This window comes from Streptomyces sp. NPDC090127 (assembly GCF_044746945.1).
Classification (GTDB): Bacteria; Actinomycetota; Actinomycetes; order Streptomycetales; family Streptomycetaceae; genus Streptomyces.
In genome coordinates this window covers 1-21,885 of sequence record NZ_JBIVDE010000014.1, presented here as the reverse complement: position 1 = coordinate 21,885, position 21,885 = coordinate 1, and the positions used below count along the sequence as shown (strand labels likewise).

22 protein-coding genes are annotated in these 21,885 nt (G+C 72.7%); 17 read left to right on the top strand and 5 right to left on the bottom strand.

Going from position 1 to position 21,885, the window contains the following annotated elements; translation table 11 throughout:
• Positions 1-48 precede the first annotated feature (48 nt).
• From ACIPPS_RS32250 to ACIPPS_RS32240, 3 genes are all read left to right on the top strand, one after another.
• A complete protein-coding gene (locus ACIPPS_RS32250) occupies positions 49-1,032 on the top strand; it encodes a helix-turn-helix domain-containing protein (RefSeq protein ID WP_401439630.1) in 984 nt (327 codons plus the stop codon).
• 88 nt (positions 1,033-1,120) lie between these two features.
• The gene (locus ACIPPS_RS32245) at positions 1,121-1,603 is read left to right on the top strand and encodes a DUF456 domain-containing protein (protein ID WP_401439627.1); all 483 of its coding nucleotides are present in this window, start codon (positions 1,121-1,123) and stop codon (positions 1,601-1,603) included.
• 258 nt (positions 1,604-1,861) lie between these two features.
• Positions 1,862-2,278, top strand: coding sequence for a PPOX class F420-dependent oxidoreductase (locus tag ACIPPS_RS32240; RefSeq protein ID WP_401439624.1), 417 nt, complete (start codon positions 1,862-1,864; stop codon positions 2,276-2,278).
• A gap of 37 nt (positions 2,279-2,315) precedes the next feature.
• Here ACIPPS_RS32240 and ACIPPS_RS32235 read toward each other — a convergent pair whose 3' ends face one another.
• The 3 genes from ACIPPS_RS32235 to ACIPPS_RS32225 form a co-directional block, all read right to left on the bottom strand.
• Positions 2,316-3,728 carry a bifunctional transcriptional activator/DNA repair enzyme AdaA gene (locus tag ACIPPS_RS32235; protein ID WP_401439621.1) on the bottom strand — a complete coding sequence of 471 codons (1,413 nt, stop codon included), beginning with the start codon at positions 3,726-3,728 and terminating at the stop codon, positions 2,316-2,318.
• Between the two features lie 270 nt (positions 3,729-3,998).
• A complete protein-coding gene (rsgA, locus tag ACIPPS_RS32230; RefSeq protein WP_401439618.1) occupies positions 3,999-5,123 on the bottom strand; it encodes a ribosome small subunit-dependent GTPase A in 1,125 nt (374 codons plus the stop codon).
• A 283-nt stretch (positions 5,124-5,406) separates the two neighbouring features.
• Positions 5,407-6,465 (bottom strand): PucR family transcriptional regulator, encoded by a 1,059-nt coding sequence (locus ACIPPS_RS32225; protein ID WP_401439616.1) that lies wholly within the window; start codon positions 6,463-6,465, stop codon positions 5,407-5,409.
• A gap of 232 nt (positions 6,466-6,697) precedes the next feature.
• Here ACIPPS_RS32225 and ACIPPS_RS32220 point away from each other — a divergent pair, with 232 nt between their 5' ends.
• The 3 genes from ACIPPS_RS32220 to ACIPPS_RS32210 all read left to right on the top strand — a co-directional run bounded on the left by ACIPPS_RS32220 (position 6,698) and on the right by ACIPPS_RS32210 (position 9,419).
• Positions 6,698-7,204, top strand: a complete 507-nt coding sequence (locus ACIPPS_RS32220) for a hypothetical protein (protein WP_401439614.1) — start codon at positions 6,698-6,700, stop codon at positions 7,202-7,204.
• A 197-nt stretch (positions 7,205-7,401) separates the two neighbouring features.
• On the top strand, positions 7,402-8,904 hold the full coding sequence (locus ACIPPS_RS32215; protein WP_401439611.1) for a flotillin family protein: 1,503 nt from the start codon (positions 7,402-7,404) through the stop codon (positions 8,902-8,904).
• Between the two features lie 104 nt (positions 8,905-9,008).
• On the top strand, positions 9,009-9,419 hold the full coding sequence (locus tag ACIPPS_RS32210) for a VOC family protein (RefSeq protein WP_401439608.1): 411 nt from the start codon (positions 9,009-9,011) through the stop codon (positions 9,417-9,419).
• On the opposite strand, the gene ACIPPS_RS32205 is transcribed toward ACIPPS_RS32210, so the two are convergent.
• Both ACIPPS_RS32205 and ACIPPS_RS32200 read right to left on the bottom strand, forming a co-directional pair.
• Positions 9,356-10,117, bottom strand: a complete 762-nt coding sequence (locus ACIPPS_RS32205) for a helix-turn-helix domain-containing protein (protein WP_401439605.1) — start codon at positions 10,115-10,117, stop codon at positions 9,356-9,358. The genes ACIPPS_RS32210 and ACIPPS_RS32205 overlap by 64 nt on opposite strands.
• A gap of 17 nt (positions 10,118-10,134) precedes the next feature.
• The gene (locus ACIPPS_RS32200) at positions 10,135-11,250 is read right to left on the bottom strand and encodes a YihY/virulence factor BrkB family protein (protein WP_401439602.1); all 1,116 of its coding nucleotides are present in this window, start codon (positions 11,248-11,250) and stop codon (positions 10,135-10,137) included.
• Between the two features lie 17 nt (positions 11,251-11,267).
• On the opposite strand from ACIPPS_RS32200, the gene ACIPPS_RS32195 reads away from it, so the two are divergent.
• The 11 genes from ACIPPS_RS32195 to ACIPPS_RS32145 form a co-directional block, all read left to right on the top strand.
• The gene (locus ACIPPS_RS32195; RefSeq protein ID WP_401439600.1) at positions 11,268-12,944 is read left to right on the top strand and encodes an acyl-CoA dehydrogenase family protein; all 1,677 of its coding nucleotides are present in this window, start codon (positions 11,268-11,270) and stop codon (positions 12,942-12,944) included.
• 256 nt (positions 12,945-13,200) lie between these two features.
• Positions 13,201-14,607 (top strand): GAF domain-containing protein, encoded by a 1,407-nt coding sequence (locus ACIPPS_RS32190; RefSeq protein ID WP_401439597.1) that lies wholly within the window; start codon positions 13,201-13,203, stop codon positions 14,605-14,607.
• A gap of 321 nt (positions 14,608-14,928) precedes the next feature.
• Positions 14,929-15,498 (top strand): GNAT family N-acetyltransferase, encoded by a 570-nt coding sequence (locus ACIPPS_RS32185; protein ID WP_401439595.1) that lies wholly within the window; start codon positions 14,929-14,931, stop codon positions 15,496-15,498.
• 151 nt (positions 15,499-15,649) lie between these two features.
• The gene (locus ACIPPS_RS32180) at positions 15,650-15,733 is read left to right on the top strand and encodes a putative leader peptide (RefSeq protein WP_352077884.1); all 84 of its coding nucleotides are present in this window, start codon (positions 15,650-15,652) and stop codon (positions 15,731-15,733) included.
• 126 nt (positions 15,734-15,859) lie between these two features.
• Complete coding sequence (locus tag ACIPPS_RS32175; protein WP_401439593.1) at positions 15,860-17,557, top strand: nitrite/sulfite reductase; 1,698 nt, start codon at positions 15,860-15,862, stop codon at positions 17,555-17,557.
• A 31-nt stretch (positions 17,558-17,588) separates the two neighbouring features.
• Positions 17,589-17,768 (top strand): hypothetical protein, encoded by a 180-nt coding sequence (locus tag ACIPPS_RS32170; RefSeq protein WP_401439591.1) that lies wholly within the window; start codon positions 17,589-17,591, stop codon positions 17,766-17,768.
• Positions 17,765-18,475 carry a phosphoadenylyl-sulfate reductase gene (locus ACIPPS_RS32165; RefSeq protein ID WP_401439589.1) on the top strand — a complete coding sequence of 237 codons (711 nt, stop codon included), beginning with the start codon at positions 17,765-17,767 and terminating at the stop codon, positions 18,473-18,475. Before ACIPPS_RS32170 ends, ACIPPS_RS32165 begins: the two co-directional genes overlap by 4 nt.
• Positions 18,457-19,038, top strand: coding sequence for an adenylyl-sulfate kinase (gene cysC / locus ACIPPS_RS32160; RefSeq protein ID WP_401439587.1), 582 nt, complete (start codon positions 18,457-18,459; stop codon positions 19,036-19,038). The genes ACIPPS_RS32165 and cysC overlap by 19 nt, the downstream gene beginning before the upstream one ends.
• Positions 19,035-19,973, top strand: a complete 939-nt coding sequence (gene cysD, locus ACIPPS_RS32155; protein WP_401439584.1) for a sulfate adenylyltransferase subunit CysD — start codon at positions 19,035-19,037, stop codon at positions 19,971-19,973. Before cysC ends, cysD begins: the two co-directional genes overlap by 4 nt.
• Before the next feature lie 2 nt (positions 19,974-19,975).
• Positions 19,976-21,325, top strand: a complete 1,350-nt coding sequence (locus ACIPPS_RS32150; protein WP_401439581.1) for a sulfate adenylyltransferase subunit 1 — start codon at positions 19,976-19,978, stop codon at positions 21,323-21,325.
• Between the two features lie 203 nt (positions 21,326-21,528).
• Positions 21,529-21,885, top strand: a 357-nt coding sequence (locus ACIPPS_RS32145; RefSeq protein ID WP_401439579.1) for an ABC transporter substrate-binding protein, incomplete at its 3' end; no start/stop codon positions are given.

The following is a 21,885-nucleotide window of genomic DNA, read 5'->3' as shown; positions in this document are numbered from 1 at the left end:
GGGAATGTCCGGGACGTCCCAGGACGTCCGGTGAGGGGTGGGGCAGCAGTGCTGGGAGCGATAGGTCTCGACGAACGACAGGAGTCCGCGTACCGCGCGCTGGTCGCGCTGGGGGCGGCCGAGGTGATGGATCTGGCCCACCGCCTCGCCCTGCCGGAGTCGGACACCGAGCGGGCGCTGCGGCGCCTGGAGTCGCAGGGGCTCGCCGCGCAGTCCTCGGCGCGGACCGGACGGTGGGTCGCGGCGCCGCCGGGGGTGGCGCTGGGCGCGCTGCTCACGCAGCAGCGGCACGAGCTGGAGCAGGCGGAGCTGGCGGCGGCGCTGCTGGCGGAGGAGTACCGGGCGGAGGCGGCGGAGCCCGCCGTGCACGACCTGGTGGAGGTGGTGACGGGGGCGAGCGCGGTGACCCACCGCTTCCTCCAGCTCCAGCTGGGCGCGACGGAGGAGGTCTGCGCGCTGGTCACGGGGAAGCCGATCGCGGTGACCGGCATGGAGAACGACGCCGAGGAGCAGGCCGCCGGGCGTGGCGTGCGCTACCGGGTGGTGGTCGAGCGGGAGGTCCTGTCGCTGCCGTCGGGGATCGTCGAGCTGTCGGCGGCGCTCGGCCGGGACGAGGAGATCCGGGTGGCGGACCGGGTGCCGACGAAGCTGGTGGTCGCCGACCGGACGCTGGCCATGGTTCCGCTGACGGGTCGCGGCGCCGAGCCGGCGGCGCTGGTGGTGCACGCGAGCGGGCTGCTGGAGTCCCTGATGGGCCTGTTCGAGGCGGTCTGGCGCGACGCGCTGCCGCTACGGCTCGGCGCGGGGGCGCAGGTCACGGAGACCCGGGCGCCGGGTCCTGACGCGACGGACCTGGAGGTCCTCTCCCTGCTCCTGGCCGGCATGACGGACGCGAGCGTGGCGAAACAGCTGGACCTGGGCCTGCGCACGGTGCAGCGCCGGGTGAAGGGCCTGATGGAGCTCTCGGGAGTGACGACGCGTCTCCAGCTGGGCTGGCACGCGTACGAGAAGGGGTGGGTGGCGCGGCGGTAGGGCCCGGCGGGGCGCGCGGGGAGCCCTGGACGTACCCGTACGTACGCCGCGACCTGCGAGGAGATCATGGGTCCTGCACGCTGGGCAGATGGGTGTGTGGCAGCTGTTGCTCGTCGCGATGGTGATGCTGCTCGGCCTGTTCGGGGTACTGGCTCCCGGCGTGCCGGGACCGTGGCTGGTGTGGGCGGCCATGCTCTGGTGGTCGCTGCACGAGCAGAGCGGGCTCGCCTGGCTCCTGCTCGTCGCCTCGACGGCGCTGCTCCTGCTCACCCAGGTGGTCGTATGGCTGCTGCCGCAGCGCCGGATCCGGGGCGTCGGCATCACGCGGCGGATGGTGACGTACGCCGGGGTCGGCGCCTTCCTCGGCTTCATCCTGGTCCCCGTGCTCGGCGCGATCCCCGGCTTCGTCGGCGGGATCTACCTCTCCGAGCGGCTCCGCCTCGGCGGTCACGGTCAGGCCAGGGCGTCCACGCGCACGGTGATGCGGGCGGCCGGGACGAGCATCCTGGTCGAACTCTTCGCCTGCCTGCTGATCGTCGGCGCGTGGGTGGGGGCGCTGATCTGGGGGTGATCCGGGCTGATACGGGGGGGCGGTCCGGGGCTGATACGGGGGCCGATACGGGGCTGGTCGGGGGCTTCGATCGGGGCAGGCCCGAGGTCGCGATGGGGGCTGGATCGGGGCTTCGATCGGGCCGAGGTGAGGCCGAGGTGAGGCCGAGGTGGGGCCGAGGTGAGGCCGAGGTGAGGCTGTGGTCCTAGGACCACAGCCCGCCCGGCCTCGGCCGGAGCGCCGATGCGCGCGGCGGGACCCGGGCGGGATGCTGGCGGTATGAGGGATTTCGAGGGCTTCAGCGAGGCCGAACTCGCCTACCTCCGGACGCAGCGGCTGGCCCGGATGGCCACGGTCGACCCCACGGGCCAGCCCCAGGCCAACCCGGTCGGTTTCTTCCCGCAGCCGGACGGCACCGTCCTGGTCGGCGGGCTCGCCATGGGCCGGTCGAAGAAGTGGCGCAACCTGGGGGCCAACCCGAAGGTCGCCCTGGTCGTCGACGATCTGGCGAGCGTACGGCCGTGGCGGGTGCGCGGAGTGGAGATCCGGGGCGTGGCCGAGCTCCTGGTGGGGCCGCACGAGCTCGGCCCGCACTTCAGCGAGGAGGTCATCCGGATCCACCCCCGCAGGGTCCACAGCTGGGGCCTGGCGGAGACCGCCGCCGCTACCGCGGAAGATCGATCTGGTACCGGATGAAGCCGGTGTCCGCGGGTCGATGCGGATGATCACGGGGTCATGGTGCCGGTACGGGCACGCGCTCCAGGTAGCGGTATGCGTACGAGCGCCAGGGCCGCCAGGTCTCGGAGCGGACGGCGCCCCCGGGGTCGGCGTCGGGGTCCACGTCCGGGTCCACGTCGGGGTCGCCGAGGGCCCGCATCCGGATGAGGGCGGCGTGGGCGGCGCTGACCCCGGGGACGGCGGACAGGGCGCGGTCGGCCTCGTCGCGGTCGGCGCCCGGGTCGAGGCGTACGGCCCCGGTGGCGAGCGCGGCGGCGAGCGGGCCGAGCTCGGGGTGGGCGGTGAGCGCGGCGGGCTCGGGGAACAGGTGGGTGAGCGTGGAGCAGGCGGTGTCCAGGGGCGTGCCGTGGGCCGGCACGAGACGGGCGGCCTCGTCGGGTCCCGCCACGGTCCGCAGCGCGAACTCCTCCGGGTCGGCGGCGCCCGGCGACCGGATGCCGGGGCGGGCGGCGACCCGCTCGGCGAGCTCGGCGTCGGGGTCGGCGCCGAGGCGTTCGGCGACGGCGTACGGGTCGGCGTCCAGGTCCAGGAGGCGGCGCAGCCGCTGGACGGCGGTGGTCAGGTCACGCAGGTCGGTGAGGTGGATCCGGGCCTCCAGCCAGGGCCCGGCGGAGCGCTCGTCGACGGAGACGAGACCGGTCCCGTACGGGAGGCGGAGCGTGCGGCGGTAGGTGCGGGTGCCGGGGCCGCCGAGCACCTCCTCGACGCCGGGCAGGGCCTCGCCGGCGAGCAGGTCGAAGACCTCGCGGGCGGCGTACGGCCCGCGGTGGGCGAGCCGCAGCGGCACCCCGGCGGCGAGCGCGGTACGGGGCCCGGCGCCGGTACCGGACTCGGTGCGCAACGCGCTGGGGGTACGGGCGTAGATGCGGCGGATCGTGTCGTTGAACTGGCGCACGCTCGCGAACCCTGAAGCGAAGGCGATCTCGGTGATCGGCAGCCCGGTCGTCTGCAGCAGCAGCCGCGCGGTGTGGGCCCGCTGCGCACGGGCGAGGGCGACGGGCCCCGCGCCCAGCTCGGCGGTGAGCTGGCGCTGCACCTGGCGGGCGCTGTAGCCGAGCCGCCCGGCGAGGCCGGGCACGCCCTCGCGGTCGACGACGCCGTCCCCGATCATCCGCATGGCGCGGCCGACGACGTCGGCGCGGACGTTCCACTCGGCGGAGCCGGGCACGGCGTCCGGGCGGCAGCGCCGGCAGGCGCGGAAGCCGTGGCCCTGGGCCGCGGCGGCGGTCGGGAAGAACGTCACGTTCTTCCGCTTGGGCGTGACGGCGGGGCAGCTGGGCCGGCAGTAGATGCCGGTCGTCTCGACGGCGAAGAAGAACGCCCCGTCGAAACGCGCGTCCCGGCTGCTGACCGCTTCGTACCGGCGGTCCTCGCCACTGTCCTGCCCGGTGTCCTCGTGTTCCCTCACGCCCTCCAGTGTGCGGGAGCCCCGGCGCCCGGTCTGGCGGTTTTCGGACACCACACTCGCGCCTCCGGGGCTCCCGTACGGGACGGCGGGGCCCCGTAGGGGACGCGAAGCCCGTACGGGACGGGGGACCCGTACGGGACGCGAATCCGTACGGGACGGGGGACCCGTACGGGACGGGGCCAGGCTCCGTACAGGGCCCGGAGGCTCCCGTACGGGGCGGCACCGCGCCGCCCCGCCGGGGTCCGCGCGGAGCCCACCGCCCGCGCCCCGTTACCAGCCCGAGTGCCGCGCGCGGCCCCCCGCGCCGCCGCGCTTGGCCTCCATCGCCGCGCGGCCCTCCGCGCCCTTGCGCTTCCAGCCCTTGAGGATCTCGGTGCGCAGCCGGGCGTCGGTCTTGGCGACGATCCGCTGGTTCTCGCGGAGGAGCTTGCGGTAGCTGTCCAGCCGGCGCACCGCGAGGGAGCCGTCCTCGACCGCCGCCGCCACGGCGCAGCCGGGCTCCGACTCGTGGGCGCAGTCGTGGAAGCGGCACTCCTCGGCCAGGCTCGCGATCTCCGAGAAGGCCTGGCCGACGCCGGTCTCGGCGTCCCAGAGCCCCACGCCGCGCAGGCCGGGCGTGTCGATGAGAACGCCGCCGCCGGGCAGCACGAGCAGGTTGCGCGTGGTCGTGGTGTGGCGGCCCTTGCCGTCCACGTCACGGGCCGCCTGGACGTCCATCACCTCCTCGCCGAGGAGCGTGTTGGCGAGCGTGGACTTCCCGGCGCCGGAGACCCCGAGCAGCACGCTCGTCCCGCCGGCCACGAGCGCGCCGAGGACGTCGAGCCCCTCGCCGGTCGCCGCGCTGACGGGCAGCACCTGCACGCCCGGCGCCACGGTCGCGACGTCCTCGACGAGGTAGGAGAGACCGACCGGGTCGGGTACCAGGTCGGCCTTGCTCAGCACGACGAGCGGCTGGGCGCCCGACTCCCAGGCCAGGGCCAGGAAGCGCTCGACGCGGCCCAGGTCGAGCTCGACGGCGAGCGAGACGGTGATGATCGCGTGGTCGACGTTGGCGGCGAGGATCTGCCCCTCGGACCGCTTGGACGACGTGGACCGCGCGAACGCCGTGCGGCGCGGGAGCAGGGTCCGTACGTACCGGGGGTCGCCGTCCGGGTCGACGGCGGCCCAGTCGCCCGTGCAGACGACCTTCAGCGGGTCGCGGGGTACGACGAACTCGGTGTCGGCCCGGAGGGTGCCGACGGGGGTGACCAGGTCGCACTGACCCCGGTCGACGCGCAGCACGCGGCCGGGCAGGAGCCCCTGCTCGGCGTAGGGCGCGAACGCGGCCTCCCAGCCCTGGTCCCAGCCGTACGGGCTGAGGGCGTGCGAGGTCGAAGCCTGAAGAGAGGAGGACAAGGGGTGACCCTTCGACAAGGGTGGCCCCGGCACGCGCCGCGTGGGCGCGAGAGAGTGAAGGAAGGTCAGCCGGAGACCACAGGGGTGGAGTTGATGAGCTTCTGGATGAGGGCAGCGCCCGTCGTCATGACAGCCATCGGTCACACCTCCTGCTTCACCTGCGGCGACACCTGCGTGCACGCCTCCGTCGACACCCGCACGGGGCACAGCCCTGCGGGAACGCCCCCACGATAGTCCCGCCCGATTCGGTCGCGCGAGCCATTTTCCGCGTCCCGGCCGTCGTTCAGCTCTCGGCCGTGGGCCAGCCCAGCAGGCGGGCGCCGATCACCGCGGTCTGGAGGGTGTAGCGGTGGCCCGGGTCGGCGGGGTCGACGCGGGTGAGGGTGTGGATGCGTTCCAGTCGGTACGTCAGGGCCCGCACGCTCAGGGCGAGTCGGCGCGCGGCCTCCGTGGCCACGCAGCCGCTGTCGAAGTAGGCGGTGAGCGTGTCCAGCAGCGGCTGGGCGCCGCCCCGGGCCTGGCACAGCGGGCCGAGGACGCTCTCCACCAGGTCGGCCATCGCCTGCCGGTCCCGGCTGAGGACCGGGTAGACCAGCAGGTCCGAGGCGTGCAGCACCGGTCCGTCGAGCCCCATCCGCTCGGCCAGGTCGAGGGCGTTGAGCGCCTCCTCGTAGGAGTGGACGACTCCCCCGGCGCCCTGGTGCGAGCGGCCGATCGCGACCTGGCCGCCGTCGGTGAGCGCGTGCGCCTGCTGGGCGAAGAACGCCAGGACGTCGGGCTGGTCGCCGGGCGCGACGCAGATCAGCCGACCGTCCTTGGTGGCGAGGAGGATCCTCCGGTTGCCGAACCGGGCGAGCATCGCCTCCTCTATCCCCCGGGCCACCCGGAAGCCGTCCCCGTACGGCTCCCGGCCCTGCGCCACGGCCACCGCGTGGGCCTGCGAGAGGCGCAGACCGAACCGCTCGGCGCGCTCGGCGAGCCGGCCCAGGTCGCTGCGCCCGTACAGCAGGTCGTCGATGAACTCGCGGCGCGCGGCCTCCTCCTGGCGTACCGCCTGGTGCTGGGCCCGCTCGTAGCCCTCGGCGAACGCGTCCACCACCTGCTCGACCACCCCGAGCAGGGGTCGCGTGTCGCCCGGCGAGAGCTGGGCCAGGACGCCCTGGGCGGCGGCCAGGTGCTCCCGTACCAGCTGCCGCAGGCCGAGCCCCGCCTCGGCGGCCCGCTCACCCTGCTCGCGCCGCGACTCCAGTTCGGCGCGGGTCAGTCGACGACCGGTCGCGCAGGCGCCCAGCAGAATCTCGGCGTACCCCGCCACGTACGCGCCCGTCGTCGGCTCGCTCATGCGACTCCCCCGCTCGTGGCGTCCCTTGACGCCTTTCTGACGGCCCGCGTCCCCCGGCAACGGCAGGAGTGCCGTGGTCGGACGCCTGCGCACGCGCCCGGAGAGCGGGGGGATGTGAGGGCGGCATCAAGTCTACGTAAAGATTGCCGACCTTCGGCAATGAACCGATGGGCGCCTCTGTGAAAACATCCCGGTGACGGCGGAACAGCGCGGTACGAGGAGGGTGGGGGACATGGCCTGGTTTCTGGTTCTCGGCATCCTCGGTCTCGTGCTGCTCGTCCTGTCCCTGGCCCTTGACGGGGTGTTGGAGGGGGTCCTCGACGGTGTCGGGGGCGGACTGGACGGTTTTCTGTCGTTGCCGGTGATCGCCGGGTTCGTGTCCGCGCTCGGTTTCACGGGCGCGCTCACCTGGGAGGTCACCGGCACGGGGGCGGGAGTCGCCACCGGTGCGGGTGTGGTGGCGGGGGGCGTCGTGGCCTGGCTCACCTGGCGGTTCAGCCGGGTGCTCATGCGCGACGACGACGCGGCCGCACCGCGTGGCGAGGACCTCACGGGCAGTTCGGGCTCGGTGGTCACCGCGATCCCGGCCGACGGCTACGGCGAGGTGCTGCTCTTCCTCGCCGGGCAGCGCGTGAAGTACGCGGCCAGGGCGACCGCGCCCGTACCGCGCGGCGCGGAGGTCTGGGTGGAGTCGGTGCTCTCCCCGACGTCGGTCGCCGTCCGCCGGGTCGAGCGCTGAACGCTGAGCTCAGAACTCCGCGCCCCGTGCCCTGAGTTCTGTGCCCCGTGCCCCGTGCCCGAAGCTCTGTGCCCTGTGCTCTGTGCCCTGAGCTCTGTGCTCTGTGCCCTGCGCCCCGCGCTCCGAACGCTGAGCGCCGAGCACGCCCCCCACATCCCGTTCTGTCTCGTTCCGCATCACATCAAGGGGAGTCGGTCATGGGACCTGTACTCACGGCTGTGGTGGGCATCGGCGTACTCGTCGTCCTGCTCGCCCTCGTCGTCATCACTCGCTACAAGGTCGCCGGCCCCAGCGAGGCGTTCATCATCACCGGCCGGCGCGGCAAGCAGTCCACCGACCCGGCCACCGGGCGGGTGTTCACCGACAACAGCGGGCAGAAGGTCGTCGTGGGCGGCGGCGTCTTCGTCGTGCCGTTCGTGCAGCAGAAGTTCACCCTCGACCTGTCCAGCCGGCACATCCCGGTCGCCGTGCGGGGCGCGGTCACACTGCGCGGTGTGAAGGCGAACCTGGAGGGCGTCGCGATCGTCAAGGTCGGCGGGACCGAGGACTCGATCCGGGCCGCCGCCCAGCGGTTCCTGATGCAGCAGAACGGGATCGTCGGCTTCACGCAGGAGGTGCTGTCCGGCGCGCTGCGCTCGATCGTCGGCCGGATGTCGGTGGAGGACATCATCCGCGACCGGGCCGCCTTCGCCGGGCAGGTCGCCGAGGAGGCCGAGGCCAGCCTCTCCGGCCAGGGGCTGGTCCTGGACGCCTTCCAGATCCAGGACATCACCACCGAGGGCTCCTACCTGGAGGACCTCGGCCGGCCCGAGGCGGCCCGCGCCAAGCAGGAGGCGGACATCGCGGAGGCCGTCGCGCGCCGGGCGGCCGAGCAGGCGCGGCTCAAGGCGGAGGAGGAGATCGCGATCGCGCAGCGGACCCTCTACCTCAAGCAGGCGGAGATCAAGGCGCAGACCGACGAGGCCGCCGCCCAGGCGAACGCCGCGGGTCCGCTCGCCGAGGCCGACCGCCAGCAGCAGATCCTCGCCGAGCAGGAGAAGGTCGCCGAACGGCAGGCCGCGCTGACCGACCGGCAGCTCGACACCCAGGTCCGCAAGCCCGCCGACGCCGCCCGCTACCAGGCCGAGCAGGAGGCCGAGGCCCGCAGGATCGCCCTGGTCAAGGAGGCCGAGGCCGACGCGCAGCGCGCCCGCCTGACCGGCGAGGGCGAGAAGGCCCACCGCGCGGCCCTCGCCGACGCCGTACGCATCGAGGGCGAGGCGCAGGCCGCCGCGATCGCCGCCCGGGGCACCGCGGAGGCCGACGCGATGCGGCAGAAGGCCGACTCCTTCGCGCAGTACGGCGACGCCGCCGTCCTGCAGATGCTCGTCGAGGTCCTGCCGCAGGTCGTCGCGAAGGCGGCCGAACCGCTGTCGGCCATCGACAAGATGACCGTCATCTCCACCGACGGCGCGAGCCGGCTCTCCCGTACGGTCACCGACAACGTCGCCCAGGGCCTGGAGCTCCTCTCCTCCACCACGGGAGTCGACCTCGCCCAGCTGCTCCAGGGCTTCACCGCGAAGCAGTCGTCGGCCACGCGCCCGGCGGACGACGGGGCCATCGAGATCACGGTGGCCGACGAGGACCGGACGGCGGCCGGCTCGGCCGAGGCGGTCCCGTCGCCGGCGCGGACGGCGAGCACGGCGCCCTCGCAGCCGTAAGCCCCGCCCCGCTCCACGGCGAGCACGGCGCCGGCCCCTCGGGTCCGCGTACGGAGTCCGATTCGTACAAGACCCGGGGGCCGGCGCCTGCCTACCGTGGTCGCATGAGTACCGCACGCACGACACCACGACTCGACGTCATCGGCCTCGTCGTCTCCGACATGGCCGCCTCGCTCGCCTTCTACCGGCGCCTCGGTCTCGACCTTCCCGCCGACGCCGACACCCAGCCGCACGTGGAGGCCACGCTGCCGGGCGGGATGCGGATCGCGTGGGACACCGAGGAGGTCATCCGGTCCTTCGATCCCGGGTGGACCCGGCCCCGGGGCGGGGAGCGGATCGGCCTCGCGTTCCTCTGCGCGGCGCCCGGGGAGGTGGACGCGACGTACGAGGCGCTCCTCGCGGCCGGGTACCGGGGCCATCTGAAGCCCTGGGACGCGGTGTGGGGACAGCGCTACGCCGTCGTGCTCGACCCGGACGGCTGCGGGGTCTCCCTCTTCGCCCAGGCGGAGGCGTAGGCGGACAGCGTCGTACCGGCCAGCGCCCTGGTCTCCCGGGCCAGGTGCGCCTGGTCGGCGCAGCCCGCGCCCAGCGCCGCCTCCGCGTACGGGACGCCCGCCCTGACCAGGGCGAGGGCCCGCTGGAGCCGCAGGATCCGGGCCAGCGTCTTGGGGCCGTAGCCGAACGCGTCCAGCGACCGCCGGTGCAGCTGTCGCGCCCCCAGGCCGACGGCGTCGGCGGTCTCGGCGACGGGCCGGCCGGCGGCCAGACGCCGGGCGACCGTGCGGACCAGCGGGTCGGGGTCCGGAGCGTCCGCCGCCCGGCGGACCGCGAGGGCCTCCAGCGCGGCGGCCGGGTCCGGCGCGGCGGACACCCGCTCGGCGAGCCGCCGGGCCCGTGCCTCGCCCCAGAGCGCGCCCAGCTCGACGCGGCGGTCGCGCAGGTCGCTCGCCGGTACGCCGAGCAGGGCCGGGGCGTCACCGGGTGCGAAGCGGATGCCGGCGTACCGCTCGGGGCCGCCCGCGGGCAGGTACGCGACGGTGTCGGGTCCCGCGACCAGCAGCCGACCCTCGTGCCAGAGCAGGTCCATGCACCCGTCGGGCAGTACCGGCACCGGGTCCTCGGCGGCGCCCTCGTGCCAGGACGCGGCCCCGGACCGTGGCGTGAGGGTCCAGACGACCGCGCCGTCCAGCAGGGCGGGGCGTTCCTCGTACACCCTTCCGAGGGTAGTTCCTAGTCCTTCTCCCAGCCGGAGTGCAGTCGCGACTTGACGTCGTCCGGGGGCAGGAAGCGGGACCAGCGTTCGGGGAACTCGGACGGCATGTCCGGGTCGTCCTCGTCCACGTCGTCGGCCTCCGCGCGCAGCCGGGCGACGAGGTCGGCGGCCTGGGCGACGCGGGCGCGGTCGGAGGCCTCGCGGGCGGCGGCGGTGGCGACCGAGGGCCAGACCCGGTCGATCGCCGCGTTCACCGCCGCGCCGACGAGCACGGCGAAGGCGGAGATGCCGATCCACAGGAGGACCGCGATGGGCGCGGCGAGGGAGCCGTAGATGGTCGGTCCCTCGACCTGGCTGGTGAGGTAGATCCGCAGCAGGAAGCTGCCGAGCACCCACATGCCGAGGGCCACCAGCGAGCCCGGGATGTCCTCGATCCAGGGTGACCTGACCGGCACGGACACGTGGTACAGCGTGGTGAGGAAGGCGATGGAGAGCAGGATGACGACCGGCCAGTAGAGGACGGAGACGACCTCCGTGCCCCAGGGGATCAGCTCCACCACCCGGTCGGGGCCGACCACGGCGAGCGGCAGCACGACCGCGCCGATGAGCAGCGCCACGATGTAGAGCAGGAAGGCCAGCAGCCGTGTCTTGACGATGCCTCGGTGACCGTCGAGCCCGTACATCACGGTGATGGTGTCGATGAAGACGTTCACGGCGCGCGAGCCGGACCAGAGCGCGATGGCGAAGCCGAGCGAGACGAGTTCGGGGCGGGTGCCCTGGGTGACGTCGTCCAGGAGCGGTTCGGCGATCTGGCGGACGCCCCGGTCGGAGAGGACCGTCCGGGCGGCGTTGAGGATGTTCTGCTCGATGCTGGCGACCGTGTCGGTGTTGGTCCAGTCGTCGGCGTAGCCGAGGAGGGCGATCAGTCCGAGGAGCAGCGGGGGCAGGGACAGCAGGGTGAAGAAGGCGGCCTCGGCGGCGAGTCCGAGGATGCGGTACTCGATGCACGAGTTGACGGTGTCTTTCAGGAGCAGCCAGACCATCTTCCGCTTCGAGACGTTGCGGTAGAGGACTCGCGCCCGGTGGAGTCGGTTCCCGGGCCGGGGCTCGGGTGTTTCGTTTGCTGCCTGCACCTCCTTACCGTATCGGCATGGCAGCCAGCACCCACACCGTGACCAACCAGCCTCCGCCCCTGGTGGGGTACGACGTCTTCTCCGCGGACCGGGCGCTCACGGAGGCGGTGGAACGTCATCTCGCCCCGGAGCTCCTGGCCGGGGCCCGCGAGGAGCTGGCGGACTTCGGCAGGTCCGCCGGTTCGGAGCAGGCCCGGGAGTGGGGGGAGCTGGCGAACGTGCACCCGCCGCGGCTGCGGACGCACGACCGGTACGGGAACCGGATCGACGAGGTCGACTTCCATCCCGCCTGGCACCGGCTCCTGGGCCGGGCGGTGGGCGACGGTCTCACGGGCGCGTGGGGCCGGCCCGGTGGTCATGTCCGGCGGGCGGCCGCTTTCTTCCTCACGACGCAGATCGAGGCGGGGCACGGCTGCCCGTTGTCGATGACGCACGCCGCGGTCCCGGCGCTGCGCGCCGACCCGGAGCTGGCCGCCGTGTGGGAGCCGCTGCTGACCTCCCGGGTGTACGAGCAGGGGCTGCGGCCGCCGGCGGAGAAGGCCGGGGTGCTCTTCGGGATGGGGATGACGGAGAAGCAGGGCGGCAGCGACGTACGGGCGAACACGACCGAGGCGCGAGCGCTGGAGGAGGACGGCGCGTACGTGCTGAGCGGGCACAAGTGGTTCTGTTCGGCCCCGATGTCGGACGGCTTCCTGGTCCTCGCTCAGGCGTCCCCCTCCGCGGGTCCCGCGTCGGGTCCCGCCTCGGGACAGGGGAGCCTGACCTGCTTCCTGGTGCCGCGGGTGCTGCCGGACGGGACGCGGAACGCGTTCGCGATCCAGCGGCTCAAGGACAAGCTCGGCAACCGGTCGAACGCCTCCGCCGAGGTCGAGTTCGACGGGACGACCTGGGCGCGCAGGGTCGGCGAGGAGGGGCGCGGGGTCCGCACGATCATCGGGATGGTGGCGGCGACGCGCCTCGACTGTGCGCTGGGCTCGGCGGCGCTGATGCGGCAGGCGGTGGCGCAGGCCGTGCACCACTGCGCGTACCGCCGCGCCTTCGGCGGGGTGCTGATCGAGAAGCCACTGATGCGCAACGTGCTGGCGGACCTGGCGCTGGAGTCGGAGGCGGCGACGGTCCTCGCGATGCGGCTGGCGGCGGCGTACGACACGGATTCCGAGGCCGAGCGGGCGTTCGCGCGGATCGCGGTGCCGGTGGCGAAGTACTGGCTGACGAAGCGGTGCACGCCGACGGTGGCGGAGGCCCTGGAGTGTCTGGGCGGCAATGGTTACGTGGAGGAGTCCGGGATGCCCCGGCTGCTGCGCGAGTCGCCGCTCAACTCGATCTGGGAGGGCTCCGGGAACGTCCAGGCGCTGGACGTGGTGCGGGCGTTGCGGACGGAGCCGATGGCGCTGAACGCGTTCCTGACGGAGGTCGGCGCGGCGCGCGGCGCGGACCACCGGCTGGACCGGGCGATCCGGGGGATGCTGACCGAACTGGCCGACCTGGACGGCATCGAGGGGCGGGCGCGGCGGCTCGTGGAGCGGATGGCCCTGGTGCTGCAGGGTTCGCTGCTGGTGCGGTGGGCGCCGGCGGAGGTGGCGGACGCGTTCTGCGCCTCGCGGCTGGGCGGCGACTGGGGCACGGCGTTCGGGACGCTGCCGTCGACGCTGGACCTGGCGGCGGTGGTGGAGCGGGCGCGTGCGGAGGTCTGAGCGGGGGCCCGTCCGGGCACGTACCGACCGGACTCCGGGGGGAAGCGGTGGGTGGTGCTGCGCCGACACGGCACCACCCTCCGCTCGCACCACCCTCGTGCACGAGAGCGGTTGCTACCAGAGTTGCAAAGGGTTGCAGGATTACCCGAACCGGCTCTCATCGGAGGGCACCGGACGGCACGATGGGCACCAGACCCCGGATGTCTGCAGAACCGATACAGCACCGATGCGGCAGTGAGGGTGGCTGGGAGAACCGATGAAGCACACTCAGCTGAACGACACGCGGCTCGACATGAACCGGCTCGCCGCCATGGATGCCGCCCAGGCGACCCGGCTGCTGCACCAGGTACGCGAGGAGACGCTGGCCGGCCGCACCCCGCCGATCGCTCCCCGGTCGGTCATCGGCGCCTCCTGGCAGCGGATGTTCCGGCTCGGCCTCGACCCGGACCAGGGCACGAGCAGCGTCCTGCTCCAGCGCGACGAGCTGGAGGAACGGCGCCGGACGACCGTCCTCGGCGAGGTGATGCGCACGCTGAGCACGATGCTCGCCGGGATCGCGGACGCCTCGATGCAGATCCTGGTGGTCACGGACGAGCAGGGCCGGGTGCTGTGGCGCGAGGGCAACCTCTCGGTGCTGCGACAGGCCAACGGCATCTGTCTGGAGGAGGGCGCGGCCTGGAGCGAGCACACCACCGGGACGAACGCGGTGGGGACGGCGCTGGCGATGGGGCGCGCCGTCCAGGTGCACTCGGCCGAGCACTACGTGCAGACCCTGCACAGCTGGACCTGCGCGGCGGCCCCCGTGCACGACCCACGCGACCAGAGGCTGTTGGGGATCGTCGACGTGAGCGGGCCGGCGTCCAGCTTCCATCCGTCGACGCTCGCGCTCGTCGGCTCGGTGGCCCAGCTCGCCGAGGCGGAGATGCGCGACCGCCATCTGCGGTCGATCGAGCGGCTGCGCTCGGTGGCCGCGCCGATCCTGTGCCGGGTGGGCGGGCGCGCGGTCGCGGTGGACGCGCACGGCTGGACGGCGGCGGTCACCGGGCTCGCCCCGGTGGACCGGATCGCGCTGCCGAAGTCCTTCCGGGCCGGCCGGGTGTGGCTGCCGTCGCTGGGGATGTGCGCCGTGGAGCCGCTGCCGGGCGGCTGGCTGCTGAGGATCGAGGACGAGGGTGGGTCGGGGGCCGCGTCGGCGCCGGGCGCTGAGGCCGCCAGCCGCGTGGTGCTCGACCTGAGCCGGCCGCGCCGCTCGTCGGTGGCGGTGTCCGGGGCGGCGGGCAGCTGGGCCCAGGAGCTGAGCCCGCGTCACGCCGAGCTGCTGTACGTCCTGGCGCTGCACCGGGACGGGCGGACGGCGGCGGAGCTGGCCGAGGACGTGTTCGGCGACCGGACGAGGACGGTGACGGTACGGGCGGAGATGTCGCGGATCCGCCGGAACCTGGCGGGCGTGCTCGCCCACCGCCCCTACCGGTTCAGCGAGGAGGTGGAGGTCGAGATCGTGGGCCCGGACGACCCGGCCGAGCTGCTGCCCCATTCGACGGCTCCGGCGGTACGGTCCGCCCGACCGGGCCGCGCGCAGGGCCGGGCGACCCACCGGGGGAACCGGCCGACCCCGGCGGAGGACCTCCCGGGCCACGCGGAGGGCGCACTGGGCCACGCGTAGCGCCAGGCACGGAAGGTTCGGCGGATCCAAGGCTCGGGGCTTCGGGCTCGGGGCTCGCCGGCTCTGAGGCTCGGCGGTTCTGAGGCTCGGCGGCTCTGAGGCTCGGCGGCTCGGGTGCTGGCGGCTCGGGGCTCCGGCAGTTCCGGCGGCTCAGGGCTCGGGAGCCCGAGGCTCAGGAGCTCAGGAGCTCGGGAGCCTCGGCGGCTCTCGTCGGCGGATCGGCTGTCCACCATGCGGACAGGCGGCTCACGGAGCCGCCTGTCTGGCGCTGTGAGCAGGGCCTCCCTGGGATTCCGGCCGTCCGCATGGTGCGATGAGGTCATGCGCATCACTCTCACCACCTGGTCCCTCGAACAGACCTCGCCGTCCGATCTCCGCGCCTCGACCCCGCCGGAGGGGGACGACGTCACGATCCGGCGCGCCGAGGTGCCCTCGCCCGAGTACAGCCGCTTCCTCTATACGGCGGTCGGTGGCGACATCCGGTGGAACGACCGGCTGTCGCTCACGTACAAGCAGTGGCAGGAGATCGTCGAGAAGCCCGCGGCCGAGATCTGGGTGGCGTACGACAAGGGGACGCCGGCCGGGTACGTGGAGCTGGACCCGCAGGACGACGGTGTCGTGGAGATCGTCTACTTCGGCCTGGTCCCCGCCTTCCGGGGCCGCCGGATCGGTGGGCACCTGCTCTCGTACGGTGTCCAGCGCGCCTGGGACCTGGCCGAGCGCTGGCCGGAGCGCGAGGCGACCCGCCGGGTCTGGCTCCACACGTGCTCGCTGGACGGGCCGCACGCCATGGACAACTACCTGCGCCGGGGCTTCCGGCTCTTCGACACCAAGGTGGAGGAGGTCGAGGAGTCCGAGACCCCCGGCCCCTGGCCCGGCGCACACGCCTGAGCCCCGGCGGCGCCCCCGTCTCCCCACGTCCCGGGCCCACGGGAGGACCCGGGACGTGACCCACGCCACACCGTCTCGCCAGACGAGACAGTCATGTCCACATAGCGGACGAAGCTGGACTGGGTCCAAAGTCCCGTGACACGCTTCCGTCATGTCTGGAACTGGAATTGCCTTGGTGAGTCGGCGGCACGTCGACCTCGGCCGCATGTCCAGCGCCATGTGTTCGGCGCGCTGAGAGAACCAGCACCGCCGCGAGCACCTTTCAGACCGACCCTGCTGCGCACCGTCGCGCCATCCCCTGACCCACGTACGAGTGTGCAGGTCAGAGCCGCCCTCCCGCAGTCCCGAAGGACAAAACGCCATGGCCGCCACCCCGGAAAACCCCGCACCCGCAACGCCCCGCCGCAAGGTGAGCCGTCACCGTGGCGAGGGCCAGTGGGCCGTGGGGCACTTCACCCCGCTGAACGGCAATGAGCAGTTCAAGAAGGACGACGACGGTCTCAATGTGCGGACACGCATTGAGACGATCTACTCCAAGCGTGGGTTCGACTCGATCGACCCCAACGACCTTCGGGGCCGCATGCGCTGGTGGGGTCTCTACACCCAGCGCAAGGAGGGCCTCGACGGCACCAAGACCGGTGTCCTGGAGCCGGAGGAGCTGGACGCGGAGTACTTCATGCTCCGGGTCCGCATCGACGGCGGGCGGCTGACGACCGAGCAGCTGCGGGTCGTCGGCGAGATCTCGCAGGAGTTCGCGCGCGGCACCGCCGACATCACGGACCGCCAGAACGTCCAGTACCACTGGATCCGGATCGAGGACGTGCCCGAGATCTGGAACCGGCTCGAGGCCGTCGGCCTGTCGACCACCGAGGCCTGCGGTGACACCCCCCGTGTCATCCTCGGCTCGCCGGTCGCCGGGATCGCCGAGGACGAGATCATCGACGGCACCCCCGCCATCGAGGAGATCTACCGCCGGATCGTGGGCAACAAGGACTTCTCCAACCTGCCCCGCAAGTTCAAGTCGGCCGTCTCCGGCTCGCCGCTGCTCGACGTGGCGCACGAGATCAACGACATCGCCTTCGTCGGCGTGGACCACCCGGAGCACGGCCCCGGCTTCGACGTCTGGGTCGGCGGCGGTCTCTCCACCAACCCCAAGCTGGGCGTCCGCCTGGGCACCTGGGTCTCCCTCGACGAGGTCCCGGACGTCTACGAGGGCGTCATCTCGATCTTCCGCGACTACGGCTACCGCCGGCTGCGCACCCGCGCCCGGCTGAAGTTCCTCGTCGCCGACTGGGGCCCGGAGAAGTTCCGTCAGGTCCTGGAGGACGAGTACCTCAAGCGCAAGCTGACCGACGGCCCCGCCCCCGCGCAGCCGGCCGGCCAGTGGCGCGACCACGTGGGCGTCCACCGGCAGAAGGACGGCCGTTTCTACGTCGGCTTCGCCCCGCGGGTCGGCCGGGTCGACGGCACCACGCTCACCAAGATCGCGGAGATCGCCGAGGCGCACGGTTCGGGCCGGGTCCGTACCACCGCCGAGCAGAAGATGATCGTCCTGGACATCGAGGAGGGGCAGGTCGAGTCGATCGTCTCCGCTCTGGAGTCCCTGGACCTGCGGGTCAACCCCTCGCCGTTCCGGCGCGGCACGATGGCCTGCACCGGCATCGAGTTCTGCAAGCTGGCGATCGTCGAGACCAAGGCGCGCGGTGCCTCCCTCATCGACGAACTCGAGCGCCGCATCCCCGAGTTCGACGAGCCGATCACCATCAACATCAACGGCTGCCCCAACGCCTGCGCCCGGATCCAGGTCGCCGACATCGGCCTGAAGGGCCAGCTGGTCCTGGACGACGACGGCAACCGCGTCGAGGGCTACCAGGTCCACCTGGGTGGCGCGCTCGGCCTGGAGGCCGGGTTCGGCCGCAAGGTCCGCGGTCTGAAGGTCACGTCGACCGAGCTGCCGGACTACGTCGAGCGGGTCCTCACGCGCTTCCAGGAGCAGCGCGAGGACGGCGAGCGCTTCGCCACCTGGGCGGCGCGCGCGTCGGAGGAGGCACTGTCGTGAGCGTCAGCGAGCGGCAGCGAGGGGAGGGGCCATGAGCGAGCGTGCCGCGCCGTTCTACTGCCCGTACTGCGGCGACGAGGACCTGTTCCCGCACGAACAGGGACACGGCGCCTGGGAATGCCGGGCATGCAGTCGAGCCTTCCAGCTGAAGTTCCTGGGGCTCCTCGCCCCGGGCACTTCGAGTGACTCAGCTGGAGGGGAAGAGATATGACGACGACTCAGACCGTCACCGGGGACACCGACCTGAAGGCGCTCGCCGAGCAGGCGGGCCGCGAGCTGGAGGACGCCTCCGCACTGGAGATCCTCCAGTGGGCGGCCGACACCTTCGGCAAGCAGTTCTGCGTCACCTCCTCGATGGAGGACGCGGTGGTCGCCCACCTCGCCTCCCGCGCCCTGCCCGGCGTGGACGTGGTCTTCCTCGACACCGGCTACCACTTCCCCGAGACCATCGGCACCCGCGACGCCGTCGAGGCCGTGATGGACGTCAACGTCATCACCCTGACGCCGCGTCAGTCGGTCGCCGAGCAGGACGCGGAGTACGGCCCGAAGCTGCACGACCGCGACCCCGACCTGTGCTGCGCGCTGCGCAAGGTCAAGCCGCTCGCCGAGGGCCTGACCGCGTACCGCGCGTGGGCGACGGGCCTGCGCCGCGACGAGTCCCCGACCCGGGCGAACACCCCGGTCGTCGGCTGGGACGAGAAGCGGCGGAAGGTCAAGATCTCCCCCATCGCCCGCTGGACGCAGGACGACGTCGACGCCTACGTCGCCCAGCACGGCGTGCTCACCAACCCACTCCTCATGGACGGTTACGCCTCCGTCGGCTGCGCACCCTGCACCCGCCGTGTCGCGGAGGGCGAGGACGCCCGGTCCGGCCGCTGGGCGGGCCGGGGCAAGACCGAATGCGGGCTGCACGGATGACGGACACTCAGGAAGACCAGGAGAATCACGTGACCGGTGCCACCATCTGGCTCACGGGCCTGCCCAGCGCCGGCAAGACCACCATCGCGTACGAGCTCGCCGGCACGCTGCGCGGCGCGGGCCACCGGGTCGAGGTGCTCGACGGCGACGAGATCCGCGAGTTCCTCTCCGCGGGCCTCGGCTTCAGCCGCGAGGACCGGCACACCAACGTGCAGCGGATCGGCTTCGTCGCCGAGCTGCTCGCCTCGAACGGCGTGAAGGTGCTGGTCCCGGTCATCGCCCCGTACGAGGACAGCCGCGAGGCCGTCCGCAAGCGCCACCAGTCCGAGGGCACCCCCTACGTCGAGGTGCACGTGGCCACTCCGGTGGACGTGTGCTCCGTACGCGATGTGAAGGGGCTCTACGCCAAGCAGGCCGCGGGCGAGCTCAGCGGCCTGACCGGGGTCGACGACCCGTACGACGAGCCGCGCAACCCGGATCTGCGGATCGAGTCCCAGAACCAGACCGTGCAGGAGTCCGCGGCGCAGCTGTACGCGCTGCTCACCGAGAGGGGCCTGGCGTGACCACCACCGTTGCCCATGTTCATGAGGAGACCGACAGCCCGTTCGCGCTGTCGCACCTGGACTCGCTGGAGTCCGAGGCCGTCCACATCTTCCGTGAGGTGGCGGGTGAGTTCGAGCGGCCGGTGATCCTCTTCTCCGGCGGCAAGGACTCCATCGTCATGCTGCACCTGGCGCTCAAGGCGTTCGCGCCGGCGCCGGTGCCGTTCACGCTGCTGCACGTCGACACCGGGCACAACTTCCCCGAGGTCATCGAGTACCGCGACCGCGTCGTCGCCCAGCACGGGCTGCGGCTGCACGTCGCCTCCGTGCAGGAGTACATCGACGCCGGAAAGCTGCGCGAGCGTCCCGACGGGACGCGCAACCCGCTCCAGACGGTGCCGCTGACCGAGGCGATCCAGCAGCACCGTTTCGACGCGGTCTTCGGCGGCGGACGGCGCGACGAGGAGAAGGCCCGCGCCAAGGAGCGGGTGTTCTCGCTGCGTGACGAGTTCTCGCAGTGGGACCCGCGCCGTCAGCGTCCGGAGCTGTGGCAGCTCTACAACGGCCGCCACGCGGCCGGCGAGCACGTCCGCGTCTTCCCGCTGTCCAACTGGACCGAGCTCGACGTCTGGCAGTACATCGCCCGCGAGTCCATCGAGCTGCCGGAGATCTACTTCGCCCACGAGCGCGAGGTCTTCGCCCGCAACGGCATGTGGCTGACGGCCGGCGAGTGGGGCGGTCCCAAGGACGCCGAGACGGTCGAGAAGCGGCTCATCCGCTACCGCACCGTCGGTGACATGTCCTGCACGGGCGCCGTCGACTCCGACGCCACCACGCTGGACGCCGTCATCGCCGAGATCGCCGCCTCCCGGCTCACCGAGCGGGGCGCCACCCGCGCCGACGACAAGATGTCCGAGGCCGCGATGGAAGACCGCAAGCGCGAAGGGTACTTCTAGCCATGACGAGCACCACCGAGCAGTTCGCCGACGTCTCGGCGACCACCCTGCTGCGTTTCGCGACCGCCGGATCCGTCGACGACGGCAAGTCCACCCTGGTGGGCCGGCTGCTGCACGACTCCAAGTCGGTCCTCACCGACCAGCTGGAGGCCGTGGAGGCCGCGTCCCTCAAGCGTGGTCAGGAGGCGCCCGACCTGGCGCTGCTGACCGACGGCCTGCGGGCCGAGCGGGAGCAGGGCATCACGATCGACGTGGCGTACCGCTACTTCGCGACCCCGCGCCGCCGGTTCATCCTGGCCGACACCCCGGGGCACGTGCAGTACACCCGGAACATGGTCACCGGCGCGTCGACCGCCGAGCTTGCCGTCGTCCTGGTCGACGCCCGTAACGGCGTCGTCGAGCAGACCCGCCGGCACGCGGCCGTCGCGGCGCTGCTGCGGGTGCCGCACGTGGTCCTGGCGGTCAACAAGATGGACCTCGTCGAGTACGCGGAGCCCGTCTTCGCGGCGATCGCCGAGGAGTTCACGACGTACGCGTCCGAGCTGGGCGTCCCGGAGATCACCGCGATCCCGATCTCGGCGCTGGCCGGCGACAACGTGGTGGAACCGTCGGCCAACATGGACTGGTACGGCGGCCCGACGGTCCTGGAGCACCTGGAGACCGTCCCGGTCAGCCACGACCTGACGGCCTGTCACGCGCGGTTCCCCGTGCAGTACGTGATCCGTCCGCAGACCGCCGAGCACCCGGACTACCGGGGTTACGCGGGTCAGATCGCGGCCGGTGCCTTCCGGGTCGGCGAGGAGATCACGGTCCTGCCCTCGGGGAAGACCTCCACGATCACCGCGATCGACGCCCTGGGCGAGCCCGTGGACATCGCGTGGGCGCCGCAGTCGGTGACGATCCGGCTGGCCGACGACATCGACATCTCGCGCGGCGACCTCCTCGCCCCGAGCGGTGACGCCCCGGCCACCAGCCAGGACGTCGAGGCGACGGTCTGCCATGTGGCGGACCAGCCGCTGACGGTGGGCCAGCGGGTGCTGCTCAAGCACACCACCCGCACGGTCAAGGCGATCGTCAAGGAGATCCCGTCCCGGTTGACCCTGGACGACCTCTCCCAGCACCCCGAGCCGGGGCAGCTGGTCGCCAACGACATCGGCCGGGTGAAGGTCCGTACCGCCGAGCCGCTCGCGCTCGACGCGTACGCCGACTCCCGTCGTACCGGATCGTTCCTGCTGATCGACCCGGCGGACGGCACCACCCTCGCGGCCGGCATGGCGGGCGAGTCCTTCGCCGACGCGAAGGCCGTGACCGCCGGCGCGGAAGCGGCGGACGACGAGGGCTGGGACTTCTGACATGACGTACGACGACGTCTACGGCACCTTCGCCAAGGAGGGCGGCCGCGTGGGTTCCGGCGCCCTCGGCGCGGGCAGCGGGGGTGTCGTCCGATGTGCGTGCTGATGTCGCAGCGCCGCGTACACGGCGCACCGCCGCTCCACCCGTACCACGAACGACATAGCCGAAGAAGTCTTCGAAGACCCTGAGGGGAACCACCTCCGTGCCTGCCTTCCGTACCACTCCGCGCCGCTCCCTCGCCGCTGCCGCGGTCGTGCCGCTGCTGATCGGCGCGCTCGCCTCCTGCGGGTACGGGTCCCAGGCGAAGAGTGACGAGAAGAAGGTGGCCGCGGCGGGTGCGAAGCTCTCGGCGGACACGGTCCGGGTGGGCTACTTCCCGAACCTGACCCACGCCACGGCGCTCGTGGGCGACGAAGAGGGCATCCTGCAGAAGGAGTTGGGCGGGACCGAGCTGCGGGTGGCGTCCTTCAACGCGGGGCCGTCCGAGATCGAGGCGCTGAACGCCGACTCGATCGACATCGGCTTCATCGGCCCCTCCCCCGCGATCAACGGCTACACC